The sequence below is a fragment of the Comamonas sp. SY3 genome (genome assembly GCF_041730275.1).
Classification (GTDB): Bacteria; Pseudomonadota; Gammaproteobacteria; order Burkholderiales; family Burkholderiaceae_C; genus Comamonas; species Comamonas sediminis.
In genome coordinates this window covers 1-17881 of record NZ_JBGTYN010000031.1, presented here as the reverse complement: position 1 = coordinate 17881, position 17881 = coordinate 1, and the positions used below count along the sequence as shown (strand labels likewise).

Annotated in this window: 28 protein-coding genes; 6 read left to right on the top strand and 22 right to left on the bottom strand. The window is 61.0% G+C overall.

Annotated features, from left to right (window positions below; translation table 11 throughout):
- Positions 1–8: 8 nt before the first annotated feature.
- The 5 genes from ACCQ08_RS24170 to ACCQ08_RS24150 are packed head-to-tail and all read right to left on the bottom strand — an operon-like array spanning position 9 to position 2734.
- Positions 9–557, bottom strand: a complete 549-nt coding sequence (locus tag ACCQ08_RS24170) for a F0F1 ATP synthase subunit delta (protein WP_239810325.1) — start codon at positions 555–557, stop codon at positions 9–11.
- Between the two features lie 12 nt (positions 558–569).
- Positions 570–1040 (bottom strand): F0F1 ATP synthase subunit B, encoded by a 471-nt coding sequence (locus ACCQ08_RS24165; protein WP_021025616.1) that lies wholly within the window; start codon positions 1038–1040, stop codon positions 570–572.
- A 35-nt stretch (positions 1041–1075) separates the two neighbouring features.
- Positions 1076–1324 (bottom strand): F0F1 ATP synthase subunit C, encoded by a 249-nt coding sequence (gene atpE, locus ACCQ08_RS24160; RefSeq protein ID WP_021025615.1) that lies wholly within the window; start codon positions 1322–1324, stop codon positions 1076–1078.
- 52 nt (positions 1325–1376) lie between these two features.
- Positions 1377–2240, bottom strand: coding sequence for a F0F1 ATP synthase subunit A (gene atpB / locus ACCQ08_RS24155; RefSeq protein ID WP_239810324.1), 864 nt, complete (start codon positions 2238–2240; stop codon positions 1377–1379).
- Between the two features lie 20 nt (positions 2241–2260).
- The gene (locus tag ACCQ08_RS24150) at positions 2261–2734 is read right to left on the bottom strand and encodes an ATP synthase subunit I (RefSeq protein ID WP_239810323.1); all 474 of its coding nucleotides are present in this window, start codon (positions 2732–2734) and stop codon (positions 2261–2263) included.
- Positions 2735–2953: 219 nt separating this feature from the next.
- Here ACCQ08_RS24150 and ACCQ08_RS24145 point away from each other — a divergent pair, with 219 nt between their 5' ends.
- The 3 genes from ACCQ08_RS24145 (at position 2954) to lipA (ending at position 5150) form a co-directional block, all read left to right on the top strand.
- Positions 2954–3265, top strand: coding sequence for a YbeD family protein (locus ACCQ08_RS24145; RefSeq protein WP_230775527.1), 312 nt, complete (start codon positions 2954–2956; stop codon positions 3263–3265).
- 58 nt (positions 3266–3323) lie between these two features.
- Complete coding sequence (gene lipB, locus ACCQ08_RS24140) at positions 3324–4028, top strand: lipoyl(octanoyl) transferase LipB (RefSeq protein WP_373451210.1); 705 nt, start codon at positions 3324–3326, stop codon at positions 4026–4028.
- 141 nt (positions 4029–4169) lie between these two features.
- Positions 4170–5150, top strand: a complete 981-nt coding sequence (gene lipA, locus ACCQ08_RS24135) for a lipoyl synthase (RefSeq protein WP_239810320.1) — start codon at positions 4170–4172, stop codon at positions 5148–5150.
- 85 nt (positions 5151–5235) lie between these two features.
- Here lipA and ACCQ08_RS24130 read toward each other — a convergent pair whose 3' ends face one another.
- Positions 5236–5877 (bottom strand): cysteine hydrolase family protein, encoded by a 642-nt coding sequence (locus tag ACCQ08_RS24130; protein WP_373451209.1) that lies wholly within the window; start codon positions 5875–5877, stop codon positions 5236–5238.
- Between the two features lie 83 nt (positions 5878–5960).
- Between ACCQ08_RS24130 and ACCQ08_RS24125 the strand changes: the two genes are divergently transcribed.
- Entirely contained in the window at positions 5961–6953 is a 993-nt protein-coding gene (locus ACCQ08_RS24125) for a GlxA family transcriptional regulator (RefSeq protein WP_373451208.1), read from the top strand.
- Positions 6954–6967: 14 nt separating this feature from the next.
- On the opposite strand, the gene ptsP is transcribed toward ACCQ08_RS24125, so the two are convergent.
- The 4 genes from ptsP to ACCQ08_RS24105 all read right to left on the bottom strand — a co-directional run bounded on the left by ptsP (position 6968) and on the right by ACCQ08_RS24105 (position 10339).
- Entirely contained in the window at positions 6968–8728 is a 1761-nt protein-coding gene (ptsP, locus tag ACCQ08_RS24120) for a phosphoenolpyruvate--protein phosphotransferase (protein ID WP_312531527.1), read from the bottom strand.
- 229 nt (positions 8729–8957) lie between these two features.
- On the bottom strand, positions 8958–9227 hold the full coding sequence (locus ACCQ08_RS24115) for an HPr family phosphocarrier protein (RefSeq protein ID WP_116926826.1): 270 nt from the start codon (positions 9225–9227) through the stop codon (positions 8958–8960).
- Positions 9196–9645 carry a PTS sugar transporter subunit IIA gene (locus ACCQ08_RS24110; RefSeq protein WP_239810316.1) on the bottom strand — a complete coding sequence of 150 codons (450 nt, stop codon included), beginning with the start codon at positions 9643–9645 and terminating at the stop codon, positions 9196–9198. Before ACCQ08_RS24110 ends, ACCQ08_RS24115 begins: the two co-directional genes overlap by 32 nt.
- A 148-nt stretch (positions 9646–9793) precedes the next feature.
- Entirely contained in the window at positions 9794–10339 is a 546-nt protein-coding gene (locus ACCQ08_RS24105) for a hypothetical protein (RefSeq protein WP_373451207.1), read from the bottom strand.
- 136 nt (positions 10340–10475) lie between these two features.
- On the opposite strand from ACCQ08_RS24105, the gene ACCQ08_RS24100 reads away from it, so the two are divergent.
- Positions 10476–10988 (top strand): TlpA disulfide reductase family protein, encoded by a 513-nt coding sequence (locus tag ACCQ08_RS24100; protein WP_239810314.1) that lies wholly within the window; start codon positions 10476–10478, stop codon positions 10986–10988.
- A gap of 118 nt (positions 10989–11106) precedes the next feature.
- Positions 11107–11601 carry a GNAT family N-acetyltransferase gene (locus tag ACCQ08_RS24095; RefSeq protein ID WP_239810313.1) on the top strand — a complete coding sequence of 165 codons (495 nt, stop codon included), beginning with the start codon at positions 11107–11109 and terminating at the stop codon, positions 11599–11601.
- A 138-nt stretch (positions 11602–11739) separates the two neighbouring features.
- Here ACCQ08_RS24095 and ACCQ08_RS24090 read toward each other — a convergent pair whose 3' ends face one another.
- The 12 genes from ACCQ08_RS24090 to rpsJ all read right to left on the bottom strand — a co-directional run bounded on the left by ACCQ08_RS24090 (position 11740) and on the right by rpsJ (position 17797).
- Complete coding sequence (locus ACCQ08_RS24090) at positions 11740–12249, bottom strand: peroxiredoxin (protein ID WP_239810312.1); 510 nt, start codon at positions 12247–12249, stop codon at positions 11740–11742.
- Positions 12250–12377: 128 nt separating this feature from the next.
- Positions 12378–12647 carry a 30S ribosomal protein S17 gene (gene rpsQ / locus ACCQ08_RS24085; RefSeq protein ID WP_021025601.1) on the bottom strand — a complete coding sequence of 90 codons (270 nt, stop codon included), beginning with the start codon at positions 12645–12647 and terminating at the stop codon, positions 12378–12380.
- 11 nt (positions 12648–12658) lie between these two features.
- Entirely contained in the window at positions 12659–12856 is a 198-nt protein-coding gene (gene rpmC / locus ACCQ08_RS24080; protein WP_021025600.1) for a 50S ribosomal protein L29, read from the bottom strand.
- 17 nt (positions 12857–12873) lie between these two features.
- Positions 12874–13290: a 50S ribosomal protein L16 gene (gene rplP, locus ACCQ08_RS24075; RefSeq protein ID WP_021025599.1), complete on the bottom strand. Its 417-nt coding sequence runs from the start codon at positions 13288–13290 to the stop codon at positions 12874–12876.
- 2 nt (positions 13291–13292) lie between these two features.
- The gene (gene rpsC / locus ACCQ08_RS24070; protein WP_021025598.1) at positions 13293–14156 is read right to left on the bottom strand and encodes a 30S ribosomal protein S3; all 864 of its coding nucleotides are present in this window, start codon (positions 14154–14156) and stop codon (positions 13293–13295) included.
- 16 nt (positions 14157–14172) lie between these two features.
- Positions 14173–14505, bottom strand: a complete 333-nt coding sequence (rplV, locus tag ACCQ08_RS24065; protein WP_021025597.1) for a 50S ribosomal protein L22 — start codon at positions 14503–14505, stop codon at positions 14173–14175.
- 10 nt (positions 14506–14515) lie between these two features.
- Positions 14516–14791, bottom strand: coding sequence for a 30S ribosomal protein S19 (gene rpsS, locus ACCQ08_RS24060; RefSeq protein ID WP_027010580.1), 276 nt, complete (start codon positions 14789–14791; stop codon positions 14516–14518).
- A 10-nt stretch (positions 14792–14801) separates the two neighbouring features.
- Positions 14802–15626: a 50S ribosomal protein L2 gene (gene rplB / locus ACCQ08_RS24055; RefSeq protein WP_021025595.1), complete on the bottom strand. Its 825-nt coding sequence runs from the start codon at positions 15624–15626 to the stop codon at positions 14802–14804.
- Positions 15627–15628: 2 nt separating this feature from the next.
- A complete protein-coding gene (rplW, locus tag ACCQ08_RS24050; protein WP_021025594.1) occupies positions 15629–15964 on the bottom strand; it encodes a 50S ribosomal protein L23 in 336 nt (111 codons plus the stop codon).
- Positions 15961–16581, bottom strand: a complete 621-nt coding sequence (gene rplD, locus ACCQ08_RS24045; RefSeq protein WP_021025593.1) for a 50S ribosomal protein L4 — start codon at positions 16579–16581, stop codon at positions 15961–15963. The genes rplW and rplD overlap by 4 nt, the downstream gene beginning before the upstream one ends.
- The gene (gene rplC / locus ACCQ08_RS24040; RefSeq protein WP_021025592.1) at positions 16581–17252 is read right to left on the bottom strand and encodes a 50S ribosomal protein L3; all 672 of its coding nucleotides are present in this window, start codon (positions 17250–17252) and stop codon (positions 16581–16583) included. The genes rplD and rplC overlap by 1 nt, the downstream gene beginning before the upstream one ends.
- Positions 17253–17485: 233 nt before the next feature.
- Positions 17486–17797, bottom strand: a complete 312-nt coding sequence (rpsJ, locus tag ACCQ08_RS24035) for a 30S ribosomal protein S10 (protein WP_021025591.1) — start codon at positions 17795–17797, stop codon at positions 17486–17488.
- Positions 17798–17881 lie beyond the last annotated feature (84 nt).

The window sequence follows — 17881 nt, the reverse complement described above, 5'->3', positions numbered from 1 at the left end:
GAACTGCATTACGCAGTGAGGGTTGCTTTCATTTGTTCCAGACGGGCCTTGACCGAGGTGTCAAGCACCTCGTCACCCACCACAACGCGAACGCCGCCAATCAGCGACTCGTCCACGGTGGTGCTCAGATTCAGTGGGCGGCCAAAGCGTTTTTCCAGCACGGTGCCCAGCGCATTCAATGCGGAGTCATCCATGGGGAAGGCGCTGTACACCAGCGCATCGGACGAACCGTTGTTACGGTTCACCAGCGCGCGAAATTGCGAGGCCACTTCAGGCAGCGCATCCAGACGGCGGTTTTCCACCACCGTGCGCAGGAAGTTGCGCGCCAGGTCTGACAAGGCCCAACCGCGTGCCAGCGTCACACCGGCCATCACCTCGATCACCTGTTCGTTGGTGACGTTGGGATTGTCGGCCAGTTGGCGCATTTCCGGATCGGCGGCAATCGCCGCCAGTTCGTCCGTCCAAGACAGGGCGTCGCTCAAGCCGGCACCTTTGTCGGTGCAGGCCTTGAACAAGGCTTCAGCGTAAGGACGGGCAATGGTGGCGAGTTCTGCCATTTCGTTGCTTCCTTACAGCTCAGTCTTCAGGCGATTGAGCAAATCACTGTGTACCGCAGGATTGACTTCCTTGCGGAGAATCTGCTCAGCACCCTTGACAGCCAAAGCTGCAACTTGCTCGCGCAGCGATTCGCGCGCCTGGATCACTTGCTGCTCGGCGTCTGCACGGGCGGCGGCAATGATCTTGTTGCCTTCTTCGGTAGCACGGGCCTTGGCCTCTTCTACGATTGCTTGGGCACGACGGTCTGCGTCCGCGATACGCGACGCTGTCTCATTGCGGGTTGCGGAAAGTTCTTCCTCAACGCGCTTGTTCACAGCTGTCAACTCGGACTTTGCCTTATCGGCAGCAGCAAGACCATCGGCGATTTTCTTTGCTCGCTCATCCAACGCCTTGGCAATAGGTGGCCACACGAATTTCATCGTGAAGAGCACCAGAATCAAGAAGACAATGGCCTGAACGAACAGGGTCGCGTTAATACTCACGGCAACACCTTTCTATCTACGGCGTTGATCGGAGCTTAGGCCAGTTGGAATGGGTTGGCGAAAGCGAACAGCAGAGCGATAGCAACGCCGATCAGGAATGCAGCGTCGATCAGACCAGCCAAGATGAACATCTTGGTTTGCAGTTCGTTGATCAGCTCAGGCTGACGTGCCGACGATTCCAGGAACTTGCCGCCCATCAGAGCAATACCGATCGAAGCGCCGATAGCGCCCAGACCAACAATCAGACCACAAGCCAGAGCGACGAGACCGAGAACGTTTTCCATGATGACTCCTGAGAAAAAAAAGAAAGGTTAAGAGAAAAAGGAAAGGGAACAGTTAGTGAGCTTCATGTGCCTGGCCGAGGTAAATCAGCGTCAGCATCATGAAAATGAAGGCTTGCAGAGTAATCACCAGAATGTGGAAGATCGCCCAGATCGTGCCTGCAATGATGTGCCCCACGGGGAGCAACACACCAGAGAGCGACATAGCGGCTGCGCCACCCATCAGGGCAATCAGCATGAACACCAACTCACCAGCGTACATGTTGCCGAACAGTCGCATGCCGTGCGACACCGTCTTGGCAACGTATTCAATAATCTGCATCAGCAGATTGACAATGCCGAGGATCACGGCAAAGACAGGATTCTTGCTGGTACCAAAGGGAGCGGACACCAGTTCGTGCGCCCAGCCGCCCAGGCCCTTGATCTTGACGCTGTAGTACAGGCACAGGACCAGCACGGCAGTCGACAGACCCAGCGTGGTCGACAGATCGGCGGTGGGCACGACACGCAGATAAGCGTGGTGGTCACCGGTGGCACCTTGCCACAGCACCGGCAGCAGATCGACCGGCAGCATGTCCATCGCGTTCATCAGGAAAATCCAGACGAAGACGGTCAGGGCCAGCGGGGCAATGAACTTGCGCGATTGGGCGTTGTGGATATTGGCCTTGGCCTGGTTGTCCACCATCTCGACCAGCATCTCGACAGCCGCCTGGAAACGACCAGGGACGCCGGAGGTGGCCGAACGGGCTGCCAGCCACATCACGAAGATGCCCAGCAGGCCCAGGATCACGCTCACTGAGATCGAATCAAGGTTGACCACCGAGAAATCGATGATCGACTTTTGCTTGATATTCTGAAGATGCTGCAAGTGGTGAACGATGTATTCACTTGCAGTGGGTGCATTCGCTTCTGCGGCCATCGGACAACTCTTCTTCTCAATTACAAAATTTTTGCAGATCTGGTCAGCAGCCAAAGCGCCAACCAGTACGTCTTCATCACTACAACCAGACCCAACACCAGCGCCAACCAGTTGAGTCCCGGCACGACCAGGGGCGCCAGCAGCAGCAGCACCACGGTCAAAACCAATTTTGCGATCTCCAAACCAAAGAACCGGACCATCGCAAGATTCTCTTGCCCAGCCCCCAGATGCAGCCGCAACCCACGTGCAAAAAAGGCAGCAGGAATCACCACCGCCGCCGCACCGTATGCCACCGACCACATCCATCCGGCCCGCTGCGTCACCAGACCCACCAACACCGTGAGCACCACCCCGACGACCAGCTGCCACTTCACCACACGCACCACCGATACCGGCGGATGGCGCTGGCGCCACTCTGCTGCTTCTTGCGCAGTCAGGGGCTTGAAGTCCGGCTCTTCGGCCACATGTTCTTCTTGTGGAGCATCTGTTGTCATAGTGTTGGCTCCCGGGCAGAACAACCTAGCCAAAGCCTGCGATTATAAGGATAAACCCGTTGCAAACGGGAAGCGTTTTGTTGCGCGTCTGTTTTTTTGCGGCACACAAGCCTCCATTGCGCCCCTTTTCACGTCAGTTGCATCCGACAAATTCCACACCAGGAAGATGGCTTATCAGCTGATGGCACATCACTTGCAAGCTTCTGTTTTAATAGCAAAATGACTACCACTACACCTCCTGTTGACCCTGTCGATTCAGGCGCCGATCCCCGCAAAGATTCCCTGATCGAATACCCCTCAGACTTCCCGATTAAAGTGATGGGTCTCAACCAGGACGGCTTTGTCCACGCGGTCACCGCCATCGCCAAAGAACACGACCCCTTCTTCGACGCCAGCTCGGTAGAGCTGCGCCCCAGCAGCGGCGACAAGTACCTGGGCGTCACGATCACCGTGACGGCCACCAGCCGCGAACAGCTGGACAACCTCTACCGTGCGCTCACCTCCAGCCCCATGGTCAAGGTCGTACTGTAAGCGGGCCTTGTTGTCACCTTTGTGAACCTTGCCGGCCCTTGGTGGCCGATTTTTTGCGATGTACACCCGCTTTCTTGGCCAGGCCGATTACGCGCCCACGCTGCAAGCCATGCAGCAATTCACTGCCCAGCGTTCGCCGCAGACGCCCGATGAGCTGTGGATGTGTGAGCATGCGGCCACTTTCACGCAGGGCATTGCCGGCCTGCCCAGCCATTTGTTGCATACAGGCGACATTCCAGTGGTGCAGACCAACCGGGGCGGCCAGGTCACCTACCACGGTCCGGGGCAAGTGGTCGCTTACCCTCTGATTGATCTGCAGCGCGCGGGCTACTTCGTCAAGGAGTATGTGTTCCGCATTGAGGAAGCCGTGATCCGGACCCTGGCCACCTTGGGTGTGACTGGCCACCGCGTAGCAGGCGCTCCGGGCATCTACGTGCGCCTGGATGACCCCTTCTCCCACGTAATGCTGGCCCAGCGCCCGATGCAGCGCAGTGACGGCAGCCCCGCACCCGAGCCGGTGTTTGAAGGCCTGGGCAAGATCGCCGCCCTGGGCATCAAGATCAGCCGGCACTGCAGCTACCACGGCGTCGCGCTGAATGTAAAGATGGATCTGGAACCCTACCACCGCATCAACCCTTGCGGTTATGCCGGGCTGCAAACCGTCGATCTTTCTACAATCGGGGTTAACGCCGACTGGGAGGACGTCGCCAAGACCTTGGCGCAAGAGCTTTCCGCCCGCTTGGCGCCTGCCGGTTCTGCATAACCTGGTGCCGCAGCGCACGCCCTGTTCCCCACCAAGGGGCGGCGCAGCAGCCTCGGGCCGTTCTTGCTCTGAGCCTACGGCCCCTCCGGTTTTGTGCGTGCCTGTCGCACAGAACGCGGTGAAACAACTAAAGTGAGCAACATGAGCACCAATGAAGTCGTGCGCGAAGCACAGTCCGCTGCCACCTACAACCCGCTGGCCAAGCAAAAGGCTGCCGCCAAACTGGCGCGTATCCCCGTGAAGGTCCAGCAAGCCGAGGTGCTGAAAAAGCCGGAGTGGATCCGCGTCAAGGCGGGCAGCCCCACGACCCGCTTCTACGAGATCAAGGACATCCTGCGCCAGAACAATCTGCACACCGTCTGTGAAGAGGCCAGCTGCCCCAACATCGGCGAGTGCTTTGGCAAGGGCACGGCGACTTTCATGATCATGGGCGACAAGTGCACGCGCCGCTGCCCGTTCTGTGACGTGGGCCATGGCCGCCCCGACCCGCTGGATCTGAACGAGCCGCTGAACCTGGCACGCACCATTGCAGCTTTGCGCCTCAAGTATGTGGTGATCACCAGCGTGGACCGCGATGACCTGCGCGATGGCGGCTCGGGCCACTTTGTCGAGTGCATCAAGAACATCCGCGAGCTCTCGCCCACAACCCAGATCGAGATCCTGGTGCCGGACTTCCGGGGCCGTGACGACCGCGCGCTGGAGATCCTGAAGGCTGCGCCGCCCGATGTGATGAACCACAACCTGGAGACCGCACCGCGCCTGTACAAGGAGGCGCGCCCCGGCTCCGACTACCAGTTCAGCCTGAACCTGCTCAAGAAGTTCAAGGAACTGCACCCCACGGTGCCGACCAAGAGCGGCATCATGGTGGGCCTGGGCGAGACGGACGAGGAGATCCTGCAGGTGATGCGCGACATGCGCGCCCACAACATCGACATGCTGACCATCGGCCAGTACCTGGCCCCGTCGAACAGCCACCTGCCGGTGCGCCGCTATGTGCACCCCGACACCTTCAAGATGTTTGAAGAAGAGGCCTACAAGATGGGCTTCACCCACGCCGCCGTCGGTGCGATGGTGCGCTCCAGCTACCATGCCGACCAGCAGGCACACGCTGCAGGCGTCTAAACCCTGAGTGCTCTCCACCAAGAGGCTGCCCCTGGCAACACAGGGGCAGCCTCTTTGCTTTGGAGCACGCTACCGGAGCGCAGCCTTAACCCAGCGCCGCGCTGCTGCCCACCACCACCGCATACAGGTCACCAATGGTGGCCATTGCGCCCTGGTGCAGTTGCGCGGCAGAGACTGCGCCGGCGGCCGATTGCAGCGGACGGGTGGCGCAGGCATTGGCGACAACGGTGGCGCGCTTGCCGCGCAGGAAGGCACCTTCGGCGGTGAAGGTGACGCACATATGGCTCATGAAGCCGATGATCACCAGCTGCTCGTTGCCTGCCGCTTCCACATGCTGGGCCAGGTCGGTGTTGTGGAAGGAGTTGGGAGCCTTCTTGACGACAACCGGCTCACCGGCCAGCGGCGCAACGCTGGCATGGATCTGGCCGATCTCGGCGCGGATGTCATAAGGCGAGCCCTCGCCGCCGTCGTGCATCACATGGATCACCTTGGCGCCTGCAGCGCGGGCCTGGGCCAGCAGCCGCGATGCGGCATCGAGTGCGGCTTGCCAGCCATCGAGTTCCATGACGCCACGGGTGTAGGTGTTCTGGTAGTCGACCAGAATCAGGGTCGACTGGGCCAGAACGGCTGGCTTGGCATCGAGTTGGTTGAGTTCGCGTAAAGTGCTGGTGTGCATGGTGGTTGCCTTGTGGGGTTGGGAGACCGCCACCCGCAATGGTGGCGCCATGGATGCATCTTAGGCACAGCCCCTGCGGCGGACAATGCCGTCTTAGCCGCAAAAACCGACACCCGCCCCGAACGAGAGACCGCATGCCGCATCCAGAACGCCTGATCGTGATCGTGTTGTTTGACCGGGTGGACCTGCTCGACATCACCGGTCCGCCCGAGGTGTTTGCGCTGCTGCAGCGCGAGATGGAGCGGCCCTGCGGCTACCAGGTGCTGCTGGCGGCGGAATCGCTGGAGCCGGTGACCACGGCCGCTGGCGTGCGCGTGCTGCCCGACATTCGCCTGGACAGCCTGCAGCACCAGGCGATTGATACCTTGATCGTGCCCGGCTCGGTCGAGACCGACGCCCAGGGCCGCGTGCAGGCATTGGCCGATCCGGCCGTGGTGCGGTGGGTGCAGACCCTGTCGGCGCAGTCCCGGCGCGTGGCCTCGGTCTGTGTGGGCGCCCATATCCTGGCGGCTGCCGGCCTGCTGGAGGGCAAGGAGGCCACGACGCACTGGTCCACCGCTGCACAACTGGCCCAGGACCACCCCGGCATCCGTGTCGATGCCGACCGCATCTACATCCAGCAGGGCCGCATCTGGACCGGCGCCGGCCTGACCACCTGCCTGGACCTGGCGCTGGCCCTGGTGGCCGAGGATTTTGGCAATCCCTTGGCGATGCGCGTGGCGCGCCAGCTGGTGATGTTCCTGAGACGCACTGGCGGCCAAAGCCAGTTCAGCGTGATGCTCGAGCCGCTGTCGAGCACCCGCCGCATGGAAGACCTGCGCCAGTACATTGCGCAGCACCTGGGCCAGCCGCTGTCGATGGCGGACCTGGCTGAGCAGATGCATGTGAGCGACCGGCAGCTGGCCCGCATCTTCAAGACCGAGCTGGGCATGACACCGGCGGCCTACCTGGAAGCTGCGCGGGTGGAGGCGGCCCGCCAGCAGCTGGAGGCCACCGATGCCTCCCTGGAGCAGGTGGCCGGGACCTGCGGCTTCAAGACCACCGATACGCTGCACCGCGCTTTTCGCCGCCAGCTGGGCACCACGCCGGGCCAGTACCGCAGCCGCTTTCGCACGCCGGCAGAGTAAGCGCTGCGAAGGCTTCAGCTCTCCAGCAGATCCGCCGGGTTCTCGGCATCCACCACCTGCTGGGCCCAGCCCACCAGGCGCCGCGTGTCGGCGCGCAGCACCTGCTGCTTGATGGCCAGGATCTGCGCGGGCTGCATCGAGAAGCTGCGCAGCCCCAGGCCCAGCAGCAGGCGGGTCATGGCGGTATCGCCCGCCATTTCACCGCAGACGCAGACATCCTTGCCCGCCGCATTGGCCGCCTGGATGACCTCGGCCACCAGGCGCAGCACGGCGGGGTGAAAGGGGTCGTAGAGCTGCGATACCGCCTCGTCGGCCCGGTCAATGGCCAAGGTGTACTGGATCAGGTCATTCGTGCCGATCGACAGGAAATCGAAGTACTTCAAAAAGGTGCGCACCGTCAGCGCCGCAGCCGGTATCTCGATCATCGCGCCCAGCTTGACCATGCCCTGGGGCACTTGGCGCTCGCGCAGCTCCTGCGAGGCCTGCTCCACCAGTGCCAGTGTCTGCTTGATCTCGCTCACATGGGCCAGCATCGGGAACAGCAACTGCACCGGGCCATGGGCCGCCGCGCGCAGGATGGCACGCAACTGCGTGCGGAACATGTCCGGGTCGGCCAGGCTGAAGCGGATGGCGCGCAGGCCCAGTGCCGGGTTGAGGTAGTAGTCCTTGGGCTGGGCCTTGTCCAGCGGCTTGTCGGCACCCACGTCCAAGGTGCGGATCGTGACCGGCATGCCCTGCATGCCTTCGAGCGCCTCGCGGTAGGCGCGGTACTGTTCTTCTTCATCGGGTACCTTGCCACTGCGCCCCATGAAGAGAAATTCGGTCCGGAACAACCCCACGCCCACGGCGCCGGCCTTCACGGCGGCCGGGCCATCACCGGGCTGCTCGATGTTGGCCAGCAGCTCGACGCGCTCACCATCGAGGGTGATCGACGGCGTATCGCGCAGGCGCGAGAGGCGCTCGCGCTCCAGCCGCATCTGGCGCTGCTTGAAACGGTACTCCTCCAGCAGGATGGGCGACGGGTCGACAATCACCTCACCGGCATCGCCGTCGATGATGACCCAGTCATCGGCGCGGATGAGCTGGCTGGCCGTGCGTGCACCCACGACGGCCGGAATGTCCATGCTGCGCGCAACGATGGCGGTATGGCTGGTCTTGCCGCCCACCGCCGTGACAAAGCCGGCAAACACGCTTTGCTTAAACTGCAGCATGTCGGCGGGCGAGAGGTCATTGGCGATCAGCACCATCGGCGCATCGCGCTCATCGGCCACCCAGTCGTGCTGCCCCGCCTGCCCGCCCGGCGGCGTGCTGACCGGTGCGGCCACCGGGCTGGAGACACCGCGCATATGGCGCAGCACCCGCTCCACCACCTGTTCCAGGTCGCCTTTGCGCTCACGCAGGTACTCGTCGTCCATCTCGTCGAACTGGCGGCACAGCAGCTCCAGCTGCGCGGTCAGCGCCCATTCGGCGTTGTAGAGGCGTTCGCTGATCAGCTGGCGCACGCCCGAGGACAGCATGTCATCCTGCACCAGCATCAGGTGCACATCCAAGAGCGGCTCCAGCTCCTGCGGGGCATCGACGCCCAGGTCGCCGCGCAGGCGCTGCAGCTCTTCGATTACCGCCAGCCGTCCCTTGCGCACGCGCTCGATCTCGCGCGCCACCTGGTCGGGCTCGATCAGGTAATGGGTGACCTCCAGGTGGCTGGACGCTGCCATGACTGCCCGGCCAATGGCAATCCCCCGGGCCACTGCGATTCCATGGATGGCAAATGTCATGCGGAACTTCCTCTTCGCTGGCGCGCTGGTGCGCCAAGCTGATTTATACGCCTGTCTCAGAAGACTGTACAAGCACGGGGCCGGTAAAGCGCGGGGCAAAGGTAGGCGTTCAGGCAAAGCGCGGCGCATACCTGTGCAACGCGGGCCGCTGCCCAGCAGCGGCAGGCAGCAGAGCGCCTGGCGCGACAAGCAAGCCTGCGCTGCGCCGCTGCAGACGCCGGGCGGCGCCTTATTCGCCTTCGCCGAACTTGTCGTTGATGAGGGCCAGCAGCGCATCCATTGCCTGCTGCTCATCGGCGCCATCGGTTTCGATGGTCACCTCGGTGCCGATACCAGCGGCCAGCATCATCACACCCATGATGCTTTTGGCGTTGACGCGGCGTTCGCCCCGCGTGATCCAGACCTCGCAGGCAAAGCTGCCGGCGAGCTTGGTGAGCTTGGCCGACGCGCGGGCGTGCAGGCCCAGTTTATTGCTGATGGTGACTGCGGTCTTGATCATGTGCTCGGATATTCTGGTTCTGTGGCGTGGTCTGCGTCACCTGCATGATGCCCTGGCTGCCCCCTGCGATGGCCCGGGCCACGAGGCTGTCGAGCGCTTCCTGGCGATAGCACAGCGCGCGCAGCAGCATCGGCAGGTTGACACCGGCCACCAGCCGGGTGGATGCACGGCGCTTGGCCAATTCCTGGGCAATATTATGCGGGGTCGCACCGAACACGTCGCTGAGCACCAGCACCGGGCCGCTGTGGCTGTGGTCGAGCATGGCCTGCGCCTCCTCCAGGCAGGCCACCGGATCGGCGCTGGCAGGCACATCCAGCGCCATCAGGTGCTCGCCGCTGTCGGGGAACACATGCGCGGCGCATTGCGCCAGCGCCTGGGCCAGCGGTGCATGGGCGATCAACAGTATCCGGTTGCTCATCAAATCAAAATACAAGAAGTTCTGTGAAGAGGCGCCCCACTGGCGGCGATACCGGCCCAGCCGCGCCCTCTGCCAGTGTAGCGATTTTGCGGCACTGCAACATTGGTAGTGTTGCTTAGCCCAACGCCCGGGCTGGCGCGCTCCCACCCTAACGCAGTTGCAGCCCTTTGACAAAGCTCTGCAGCGCCCCGTCCGCCAAAGGCGCAGCGGACAGCACCAGGGCCTGGTAGACCCGCACCTGCGGCCCTTCGGTGCGCGCAAACCAGCGCGCATTCGCATACACCGCCTGGCCCGTGCCGTTGCGGCCCTGCCACTGCACCTGGCGTGCCTGCGGCAGCTCCAACGTACCGGGCAACACCAGGTTCTGTCCCGGCAGCGGCTGCCAGGCATCGGCCATCTGCAGCTGCTGGTGCAACGCCTTTTGCCAGTCCGCCATCACCGCGGATGCATCCTGCGGCAGTGCCAGGGCCACATGGGCCAGTGCATAGGTCGCCCCCTCGGCCTGGCAGCCCACCATCGACACCGCCAAGGTCTGTGTGCCCCAGACCACATCGCGCACTGCACGGTCAGGCTTGCAGGGCAGCAGCAGGTCCAGCGGCGCATCGGCCAGGGCCACGACGCGCCAGTTCAGCGCCGGGCTGCAGGCGGCCAGCAGCAACGCGGTGGAGAGGATCAGGCAGCGGGCCAGGGGCATCCGGCCATTATGGGCACCGCACTGCGATGGTCAAGCCAGACGCGCAGGTAGGGCCGTTGCGCTGCGCCTGCCTGCAGCCAGGGTCGCATAATGGCCACAACGCCGAACTTTCGGCACGGCTTTGACTCCGAGCACCATGTCCAGAAAAACCACCACCACCGTCTTTACCGCGCTGGCCATCGCTGCGGCGCTGGGCATCGGTGCCTTTGTCTACCAGGGCACCGGGAAGGCGGCCGCACCCGAGAGCCGCTTTGTGCTGCTCAACGGCAGCACCCAGACCACCGCTGACATGAAGGGCAAGGTCACCCTGGTGAACTTCTGGGCCACCAGCTGCACCACTTGCGTCGCGGAGATGCCCGAGATCGTCAAGACCTACGACAAGTACAAGGACCGGGGCTACGACACGCTGGCGGTGGCCATGCATTACGACCCACCGAGCTATGTCGTCAACTTTGCCCAGTCGCGCAAGCTGCCGTTCAAGGTCGCGATCGACAACACCGGCCAGATTGCGAAGGACTGGGGCGACATCCAGCTCACCCCGACGACCTTTGTCGTCAACAAGCAGGGCCAGGTGGTCAAACGCTATGTGGGTGCGCCCAACTTCGATGAGCTGCACAAGCTGATCGACAAGCTGCTGGCCGAGACCTGAACCAGTGCCGAGCCAGCCGCCTGCCACCGGGAAAACCGCCTTCGACAGGCGGTTTTTCGATGGTGACTGCGATGGCGCGGGCGCTACACTGCGCATTCCTTGACTAAGCGCCGCCGCTGTGGACCGACCTGAGATAACGCTCCTGCACCCCACCACACCGGAAGAGCTTGCGGTGACCCGCGAGATCTTCCGGGAATATGCCCAATCACTGGATATTGATCTGGGTTTCCAGGGTTTTGAGGATGAACTGGCCGACTTGCCCGGCGAATATGGCGAGCCCCGGGGCGACCTTGTACTCGCCCTGGTCGAGGGTTCCGTCGCCGGTTGCTGCGCACTGCGGCCGCTGGATGATGTGGACTACAGCAATGCCTGCGAGATGAAGCGCCTCTACGTGCGCAAGGCCTTCCGCGGCTTTGGCCTGGGCCGCCAGCTGGTCGACTACACGATGGCCAGCGCCATCCGGCTGGGCTATGACTGCATCCTGCTCGATACGCTGGACAGCATGGAGTCGGCGCGCGCGCTCTACGCCGATTTCGGCTTTGAAGAGATTCCGCCCTACTACCACAACCCCGTCGCTGGCACGCATTACCTGAAGGCGGACGTCCATCCCTGACGACCGTGCGCGCGCCGCACCGCAGCGCAGGCTGCGCGATGGACCAGCGGCCACAAAAAAAGCACGCCTGGGCGTGCTTTTGTGCGTTCAGACCCGGCCCTGCAGCGCCTAGCGGCAACGCAGCGGCCCGGATGGGGCTCAAGCCTGCTTGGCTTGGGCCAGGATGGTGTCGGCATCGCTGACCGTGAACTGGCCAGGGGCTTCCACGTTCAGCTGCACGACCTTGCCGTCCTTGACCAGCATCGAGTAGCGGTTGCTGCGCAGGCCCAGGCCCTTGCCGTTCAGGTCCAGGGTCAGGCCGGTGGCCTTGGCAAAGGCGGCATCGCCGTCGCCAATCATGCGCACCTTGCCTTCGGTGTGCTGGTCCTTGCCCCAGGCGCCCATCACAAAGGCGTCGTTGACCGACAGGCACCAGATTTCGTCCACGCCGGCGGCCTTGAAGGCCTCGGCCTTTTCCACGTAACCGGGCAAATGCTTGGCAGAGCAGGTCGGCGTGAATGCACCGGGCACCGCAAACAAAGCGATGGTCTTGCCAGCCGCTTCCTTGGTCACATCAAAGGCATTGGGGCCCAGGCTGCAGCCATTGCCTTCCACTGCCACAAACTCGCTCAGGGTTGCAGCGGGAAGCGAATCGCCAACTTTGATCATGGTGTACTCCTTGAAAATTGCCCATCAGGCAGAGAACCCGCAGGCCGGGCGGCCAAAACGGGCATAAAAAAACGACCCACAGATTGTGGGTCGTTTTTGAAGTTACGTTGGTACAAGTCGCAAAAGACTTAAACCAAAGCAGCCTTTTGCACCAAGCGGGTAGCGACCCAGTTCTTGGTCTTGGAGAGCGGACGGCTCTCGGTGATCTCGATGGTATCGCCCGTGTTGTACTCGCCCTTTTCGTCGTGGGCGTGGTACTTGCTGGACTTGATCATGATCTTGTCGTAGATGGGGTGCTTCACGCGGCGTTCTACCAGAACGGTCACGGTCTTTTCACGCTTATCGCTGACCACCTTGCCAATCAAGGTGCGCTTGAGGGATTTTTTAGCTTCCGTCATGTCGGCTCCTATTACTTGGCGGCTTGCTTTTCAGCAAGAATGGTCTTGGCACGTGCCACATCGCGGCGGGTAGCCTTGATGGTGGCGGTGTTACCCAGTTGTTGCGTTGCCTTTTGCATGCGCAGACCAAAGTGGGCCTTTTGCAAGGACTTGATCTCGGCTTCCAGGCCAGCAACGTCTTTTTGGCGCAGTTCAGCAGCTTTCGTCATATCGATTTCTCCTGAATTTAAGCGCCAAGCTGACGGGTAACGAACGTGGTGCGCAGCGGCAGCTTGGCAGCAGCCAGGCGGAACGCTTCGCGGGCCAGTTCTTCGGGCACGCCAACGATTTCGAACACCATCTTACCGGGCTGAATTTCAGCCACGTAGTACTCTGGGTTGCCCTTACCGTTACCCATACGGACTTCGGCTGGCTTGGTCGAGATTGGCTTGTCAGGGAACACGCGGATCCAGATACGGCCGCCACGCTTGACGTGACGGGAGATTGCACGACGTGCAGCCTCGATCTGGCGGGCCGTCAGGCGGCCACGGTCCGTGCATTTCAGGCCGAAATCACCGAACGCTACCGTGTTGCCACGGGTTGCGATACCAGTGTTGCGACCCTTTTGCTCCTTGCGGTATTTGCGGCGAGCAGGTTGCAGCATAGTTATTCTCCTTTACCGTCCGCTGCTGTAGCGGGCGCGTCAGTCTTGCGAACGCGCTTAACGGAATCAGCACCAGCGCCGGCGGGCTTGTCGCTACCGTCTGCAGGAGCCGTGTTACCACCAGCGGGGCGACGAGGGCCACGCGATGGACGATCGCCATTGCGGTTGTCACGACGAGGACCACGTGGACGACGCTCTTCTTCAGGACGTGGCGTTTCTGCGGCTGGCAGATCGTTACGACCCAGAGTGTCACCCTTGTAGACCCACACCTTCACGCCGATCACACCGTAGGTGGTCTTGGCTTCGGAGGTGCCGTAATCGATGTCGGCGCGCAGGGTGTGCAGTGGCACACGGCCTTCGCGGTACCACTCGGTACGTGCGATTTCGATACCGTTCAGACGGCCCGACGACATGATCTTGATACCTTGAGCGCCCAGACGCATCGCGTTCTGCATCGCACGCTTCATGGCGCGACGGAACTGGATACGCTTTTCGAGCTGCTGGGTGATCGAGTCAGCGATCAGCTGGGCATCGATTTCAGGCTTGCGCACTTCTTCGATGTTCACAGCGACTGGCACGCCCAGGCGAGCAGCGAGTTCCTTCTTCAGGGCCTCGATGTCTTCACCCTTCTTGCCGATCACCACACCAGGACGAGCCGAGTAAATGGTGATACGGGCGTTCTTGGCAGGACGCTCGATCAGAACGCGTGCCACGGCAGCGTTCTTCAGCTTCTCTTTCAGGTACTCACGAACCTTGATGTCTTCGGCCAGCATGCCGGCGAAATCACGGTTGCTTGCGTACCAGCGGCTAGACCAGTTACGGCTGACCGCCAGACGGAAGCCGGTAGGATGGATTTTTTGTCCCATGTTCTTCCTTTAGGCCTCAGTTACCCACGGTCACATAAATGTGGCAGGTAGGCTTGCTGATGCGGTTGCCGCGGCCCTTGGCGCGAGCGGTAAAACGCTTGAGCGTGGTGCCTTGCTCAACGAAGATGGTCTTGACCTTCAGTTCGTCGATGTCAGCGCCGTCGTTGTGCTCAGCGTTGGCGATAGCGGACTCCAGAACCTTCTTGACGATCACAGCAGCTTTTTTCTGCGTGAATTCGAGAATGTTCAGAGCTTGGTCAACCTTCTTGCCGCGAATCAGATCCGCAACCAGACGGCCTTTGTCAACCGACAGGCGAACGCCGCGGAGGACTGCACGTGTTTCAGACATGGTCTACTCCTTATCGTTTCGCTTTTTTATCAGCGGGGTGACCCTTGAAGGTGCGCGTCAGGGCGAATTCGCCGAGCTTGTGGCCCACCATCTGGTCGGTTACATATACCGGTACGTGTTGCTTGCCGTTGTGCACGGCGATGGTCAGACCGATGAAATCGGGCAGAACCATGGAGCGACGCGACCAGGTCTTCACTGGTTTCTTGTCCTTGGTGGCGATGGCCTTTTCGACCTTTGCCAGCAAGTGATGGTCAACAAACGGACCCTTTTTAAGAGAACGAGTCATTTGCTACCCCTTACTTCTTACGGCGCGACACGATCATGGTCTGTGTGCGCTTGTTGTTACGGGTACGGTAGCCCTTCGTCAGATTGCCCCATGGGTCAACTGCGTGACGGCCTTCACCGGTCTTGCCTTCACCACCACCGTGTGGGTGATCGACAGGGTTCATCACCACACCGCGGACGGTAGGACGAATACCCATCCAACGCTTGACACCGGCCTTGCCCAGTTGGCGCAGGCTGTGTTCTTCGTTGGCGACTTCACCGATGGTTGCACGGCATTCGATATGGATCTTGCGAACTTCGCCCGAACGCATACGCACTTGGGCGTAAACGCCTTCGCGAGCCAGCAGGGTAGCCGAGGTACCAGCGGAACGGGCGATTTGTGCGCCAGCGCCGATCTTCAGCTCGATGCAGTGAATGGTCGAACCCACAGGGATGTTGCGGATCGGCAGGGTGTTACCCACGCGGATCGGTGCTTCAGAGCCACTGATGATGGTTGCGCCCACTTCCAGGTTACGCGGAGCGATCACATAGCGACGCTCGCCGTCTGCGTAGCACACCAGAGCGATGTGAGCGGTACGGTTTGGATCGTATTCAATACGCTCAACCTTGGCGGGGATACCGTCCTTGGTGCGCTTGAAGTCCACCACACGGTAGTGGTGCTTGTGACCACCGCCCTTGTGACGGGTAGTGATGTGACCGTTGTTGTTGCGGCCTGCCTTTTGGAACTGAGGTTCCAGCAGAGGAGCGAAACCTTCGCCCTTGTGCAGATGGCCACGGGTCACCTTCACCACATGGCGCTGGCCGGGCGAAGTTGGTTTGAGCTTAATAACAGCCATGATTACGCAGCCTCCCCAGAGAGGTTCAGCTCTTGACCTGGCTTGAGCAGCACATAAGCCTTGCGAACGTTGTCGCGGCGGCCAATGGTCTTGCCAAAGCGCTTGGTCTTGCCCTTGGTGTTCACCACAGACACGCCCTTCACTTCGACCTTGAACAGCAGCTCAACAGCGGCCTTGATCTCGGGCTTGGTGGCGTTCTGCAGCACCTTGAATGTCACAGCGTTGGACTTTTCAGCAACCAGCGTGGCCTTTTCGGACACGATAGGAGCGACCAGCACTTGCATCAGACGACCTTCGTCGAACTTGCGTTCGGCGGGAGTAGGGTTCACACGGCTCATGCGAACATCTCCTTGAGTTTGTCGAGAGCGCCCTTGGTAACGAGCACTTTCTTGAATTGCACCAGCGACACTGGATCAGCGTAACGTGGCTCGACCACGAACACATTCTTCAGATTGCGCGAAGCGAGGTACAGGTTTTCGTCCACTTCGTCGGCGATCACCATCACCGAGTCCAGGTTCATGGACTTGAACTTGTCAGCCAGCACCTTGGTCTTGGGCGAATCAACCGTCAGCGAATCAACCACAGCCAGGCGGCCTTCACGGGCCAGCTGCGAGAAGATGGATGCCATACCGGCACGGTACATCTTCTTGTTGATCTTCTGCGTGAAGTTTTCATCAGGCAGATTCGGGAAGATGCGACCGCCGCCACGCCACAGAGGCGAAGACGACATACCAGCACGTGCACGGCCAGTACCCTTTTGTTTGAAAGGCTTGGCGGTGGTGTGACGGACTTGTTCGCGGTCCTTTTGAGCGCGTGTGCCTTGACGGCCGTTGGCGCGGTAAGCAACGATGATCTGGTGAATCAGGTCTTCATTGAAATCGCGACCAAACACGGTCTCAGGAGCGTCCACTTGGGAGGCTGCCTTACCTTGTTCGTTCAGGAGTTCGAGCTTCATTAGTTCGCTCCTTTAGCAGCTGCCTTGACAGCAGGACGCACGGTCACGAAGCCATTCTTCGAACCGGGGATTGCGCCCTTGATCAGCAGCAGTTGACGGGCTTCGTCGATGCGAACCACGTCGAGATTCTGGGTAGTCACGGTCTCATCGCCCATGTGACCGGTCATGCGCTTACCGGGGAACACGCGACCTGGGTCTTGTGCCATACCGATCGAGCCGGGAACATTGTGCGAACGGCTGTTACCGTGAGAAGCACGTTGCGACTTGAAGTTGTGACGCTTGATGGTACCGGCGTAGCCCTTACCGATCGAGGTACCTTGCACGTCGACCTTTTGGCCCACTGCGAAGATCTCGGTCACTGGCAAGGATGCACCTGCGGCGTACTTGCCGGCGGTGTCAGCTTCAACGCGGAATTCCTGGGTGATTTCACCAGCTTCCACGCCTGCCTTGGCCAGGTGGCCAGCGGCTGGCTTGGTCACGCGCGAAGCGCGGCGTTGACCAAAGGTGACCTGCAGGGCCACGTAGCCGTCGTTCTCTTGGGTTTTGACCTGGGTCACGCGGTTGTTAGACACATCCACCACGGTGACAGGCACTGCATCGCCGTCATCCGTGAACAGGCGCATCATGCCTACCTTACGGCCCAGCAACCCGAGGGAGTTGCTTTGACTCATTTGTTGCTCCAAAACTTCCGCCACCGAAACTGCAATTGGCTCGGTGTTGCCCCTGGGTTTGACGCCATCGGCACGAAAGAAGGTTAATAAAAACTTCGCCTCTTACCACCAAAATGCCAGGCAAATTGAATGTATAGATCACGAAGCCATAAATTCTAACGCGAACTTCCCAAATAGGCAAGTTCGCGTCAGAAAGGACAAGCAGCCACACCCGGAGGTGTGGCTTTAAGGCCTTATTGCAGTTTGATTTCGACGTCCACGCCGGCAGCCAGGTCCAGCTTCATCAGCGCGTCAACGGTCTTGTCGGTAGGATCGACAATGTCCATCAGGCGTTGGTGGGTGCGGATTTCCAGCTGGTCACGCGAGGTCTTGTTCACGTGGGGCGAACGCAGAATGTCGAAACGCTTCATGCGGGTTGGCAGGGGCACGGGACCCTTGACAATCGCGCCGGTGCGCTTGGCGGTTTCAACGATTTCAGCAGCGGACTGGTCGATCAACTTGTAATCGAAAGCCTTCAGGCGGATGCGAATTTTTTGCTTGGACATGGTTAATTCCCAGTTGTTCTAAGAATTAAGCAATGATCTTGGCAACCACGCCAGCGCCCACGGTACGGCCGCCTTCGCGGATAG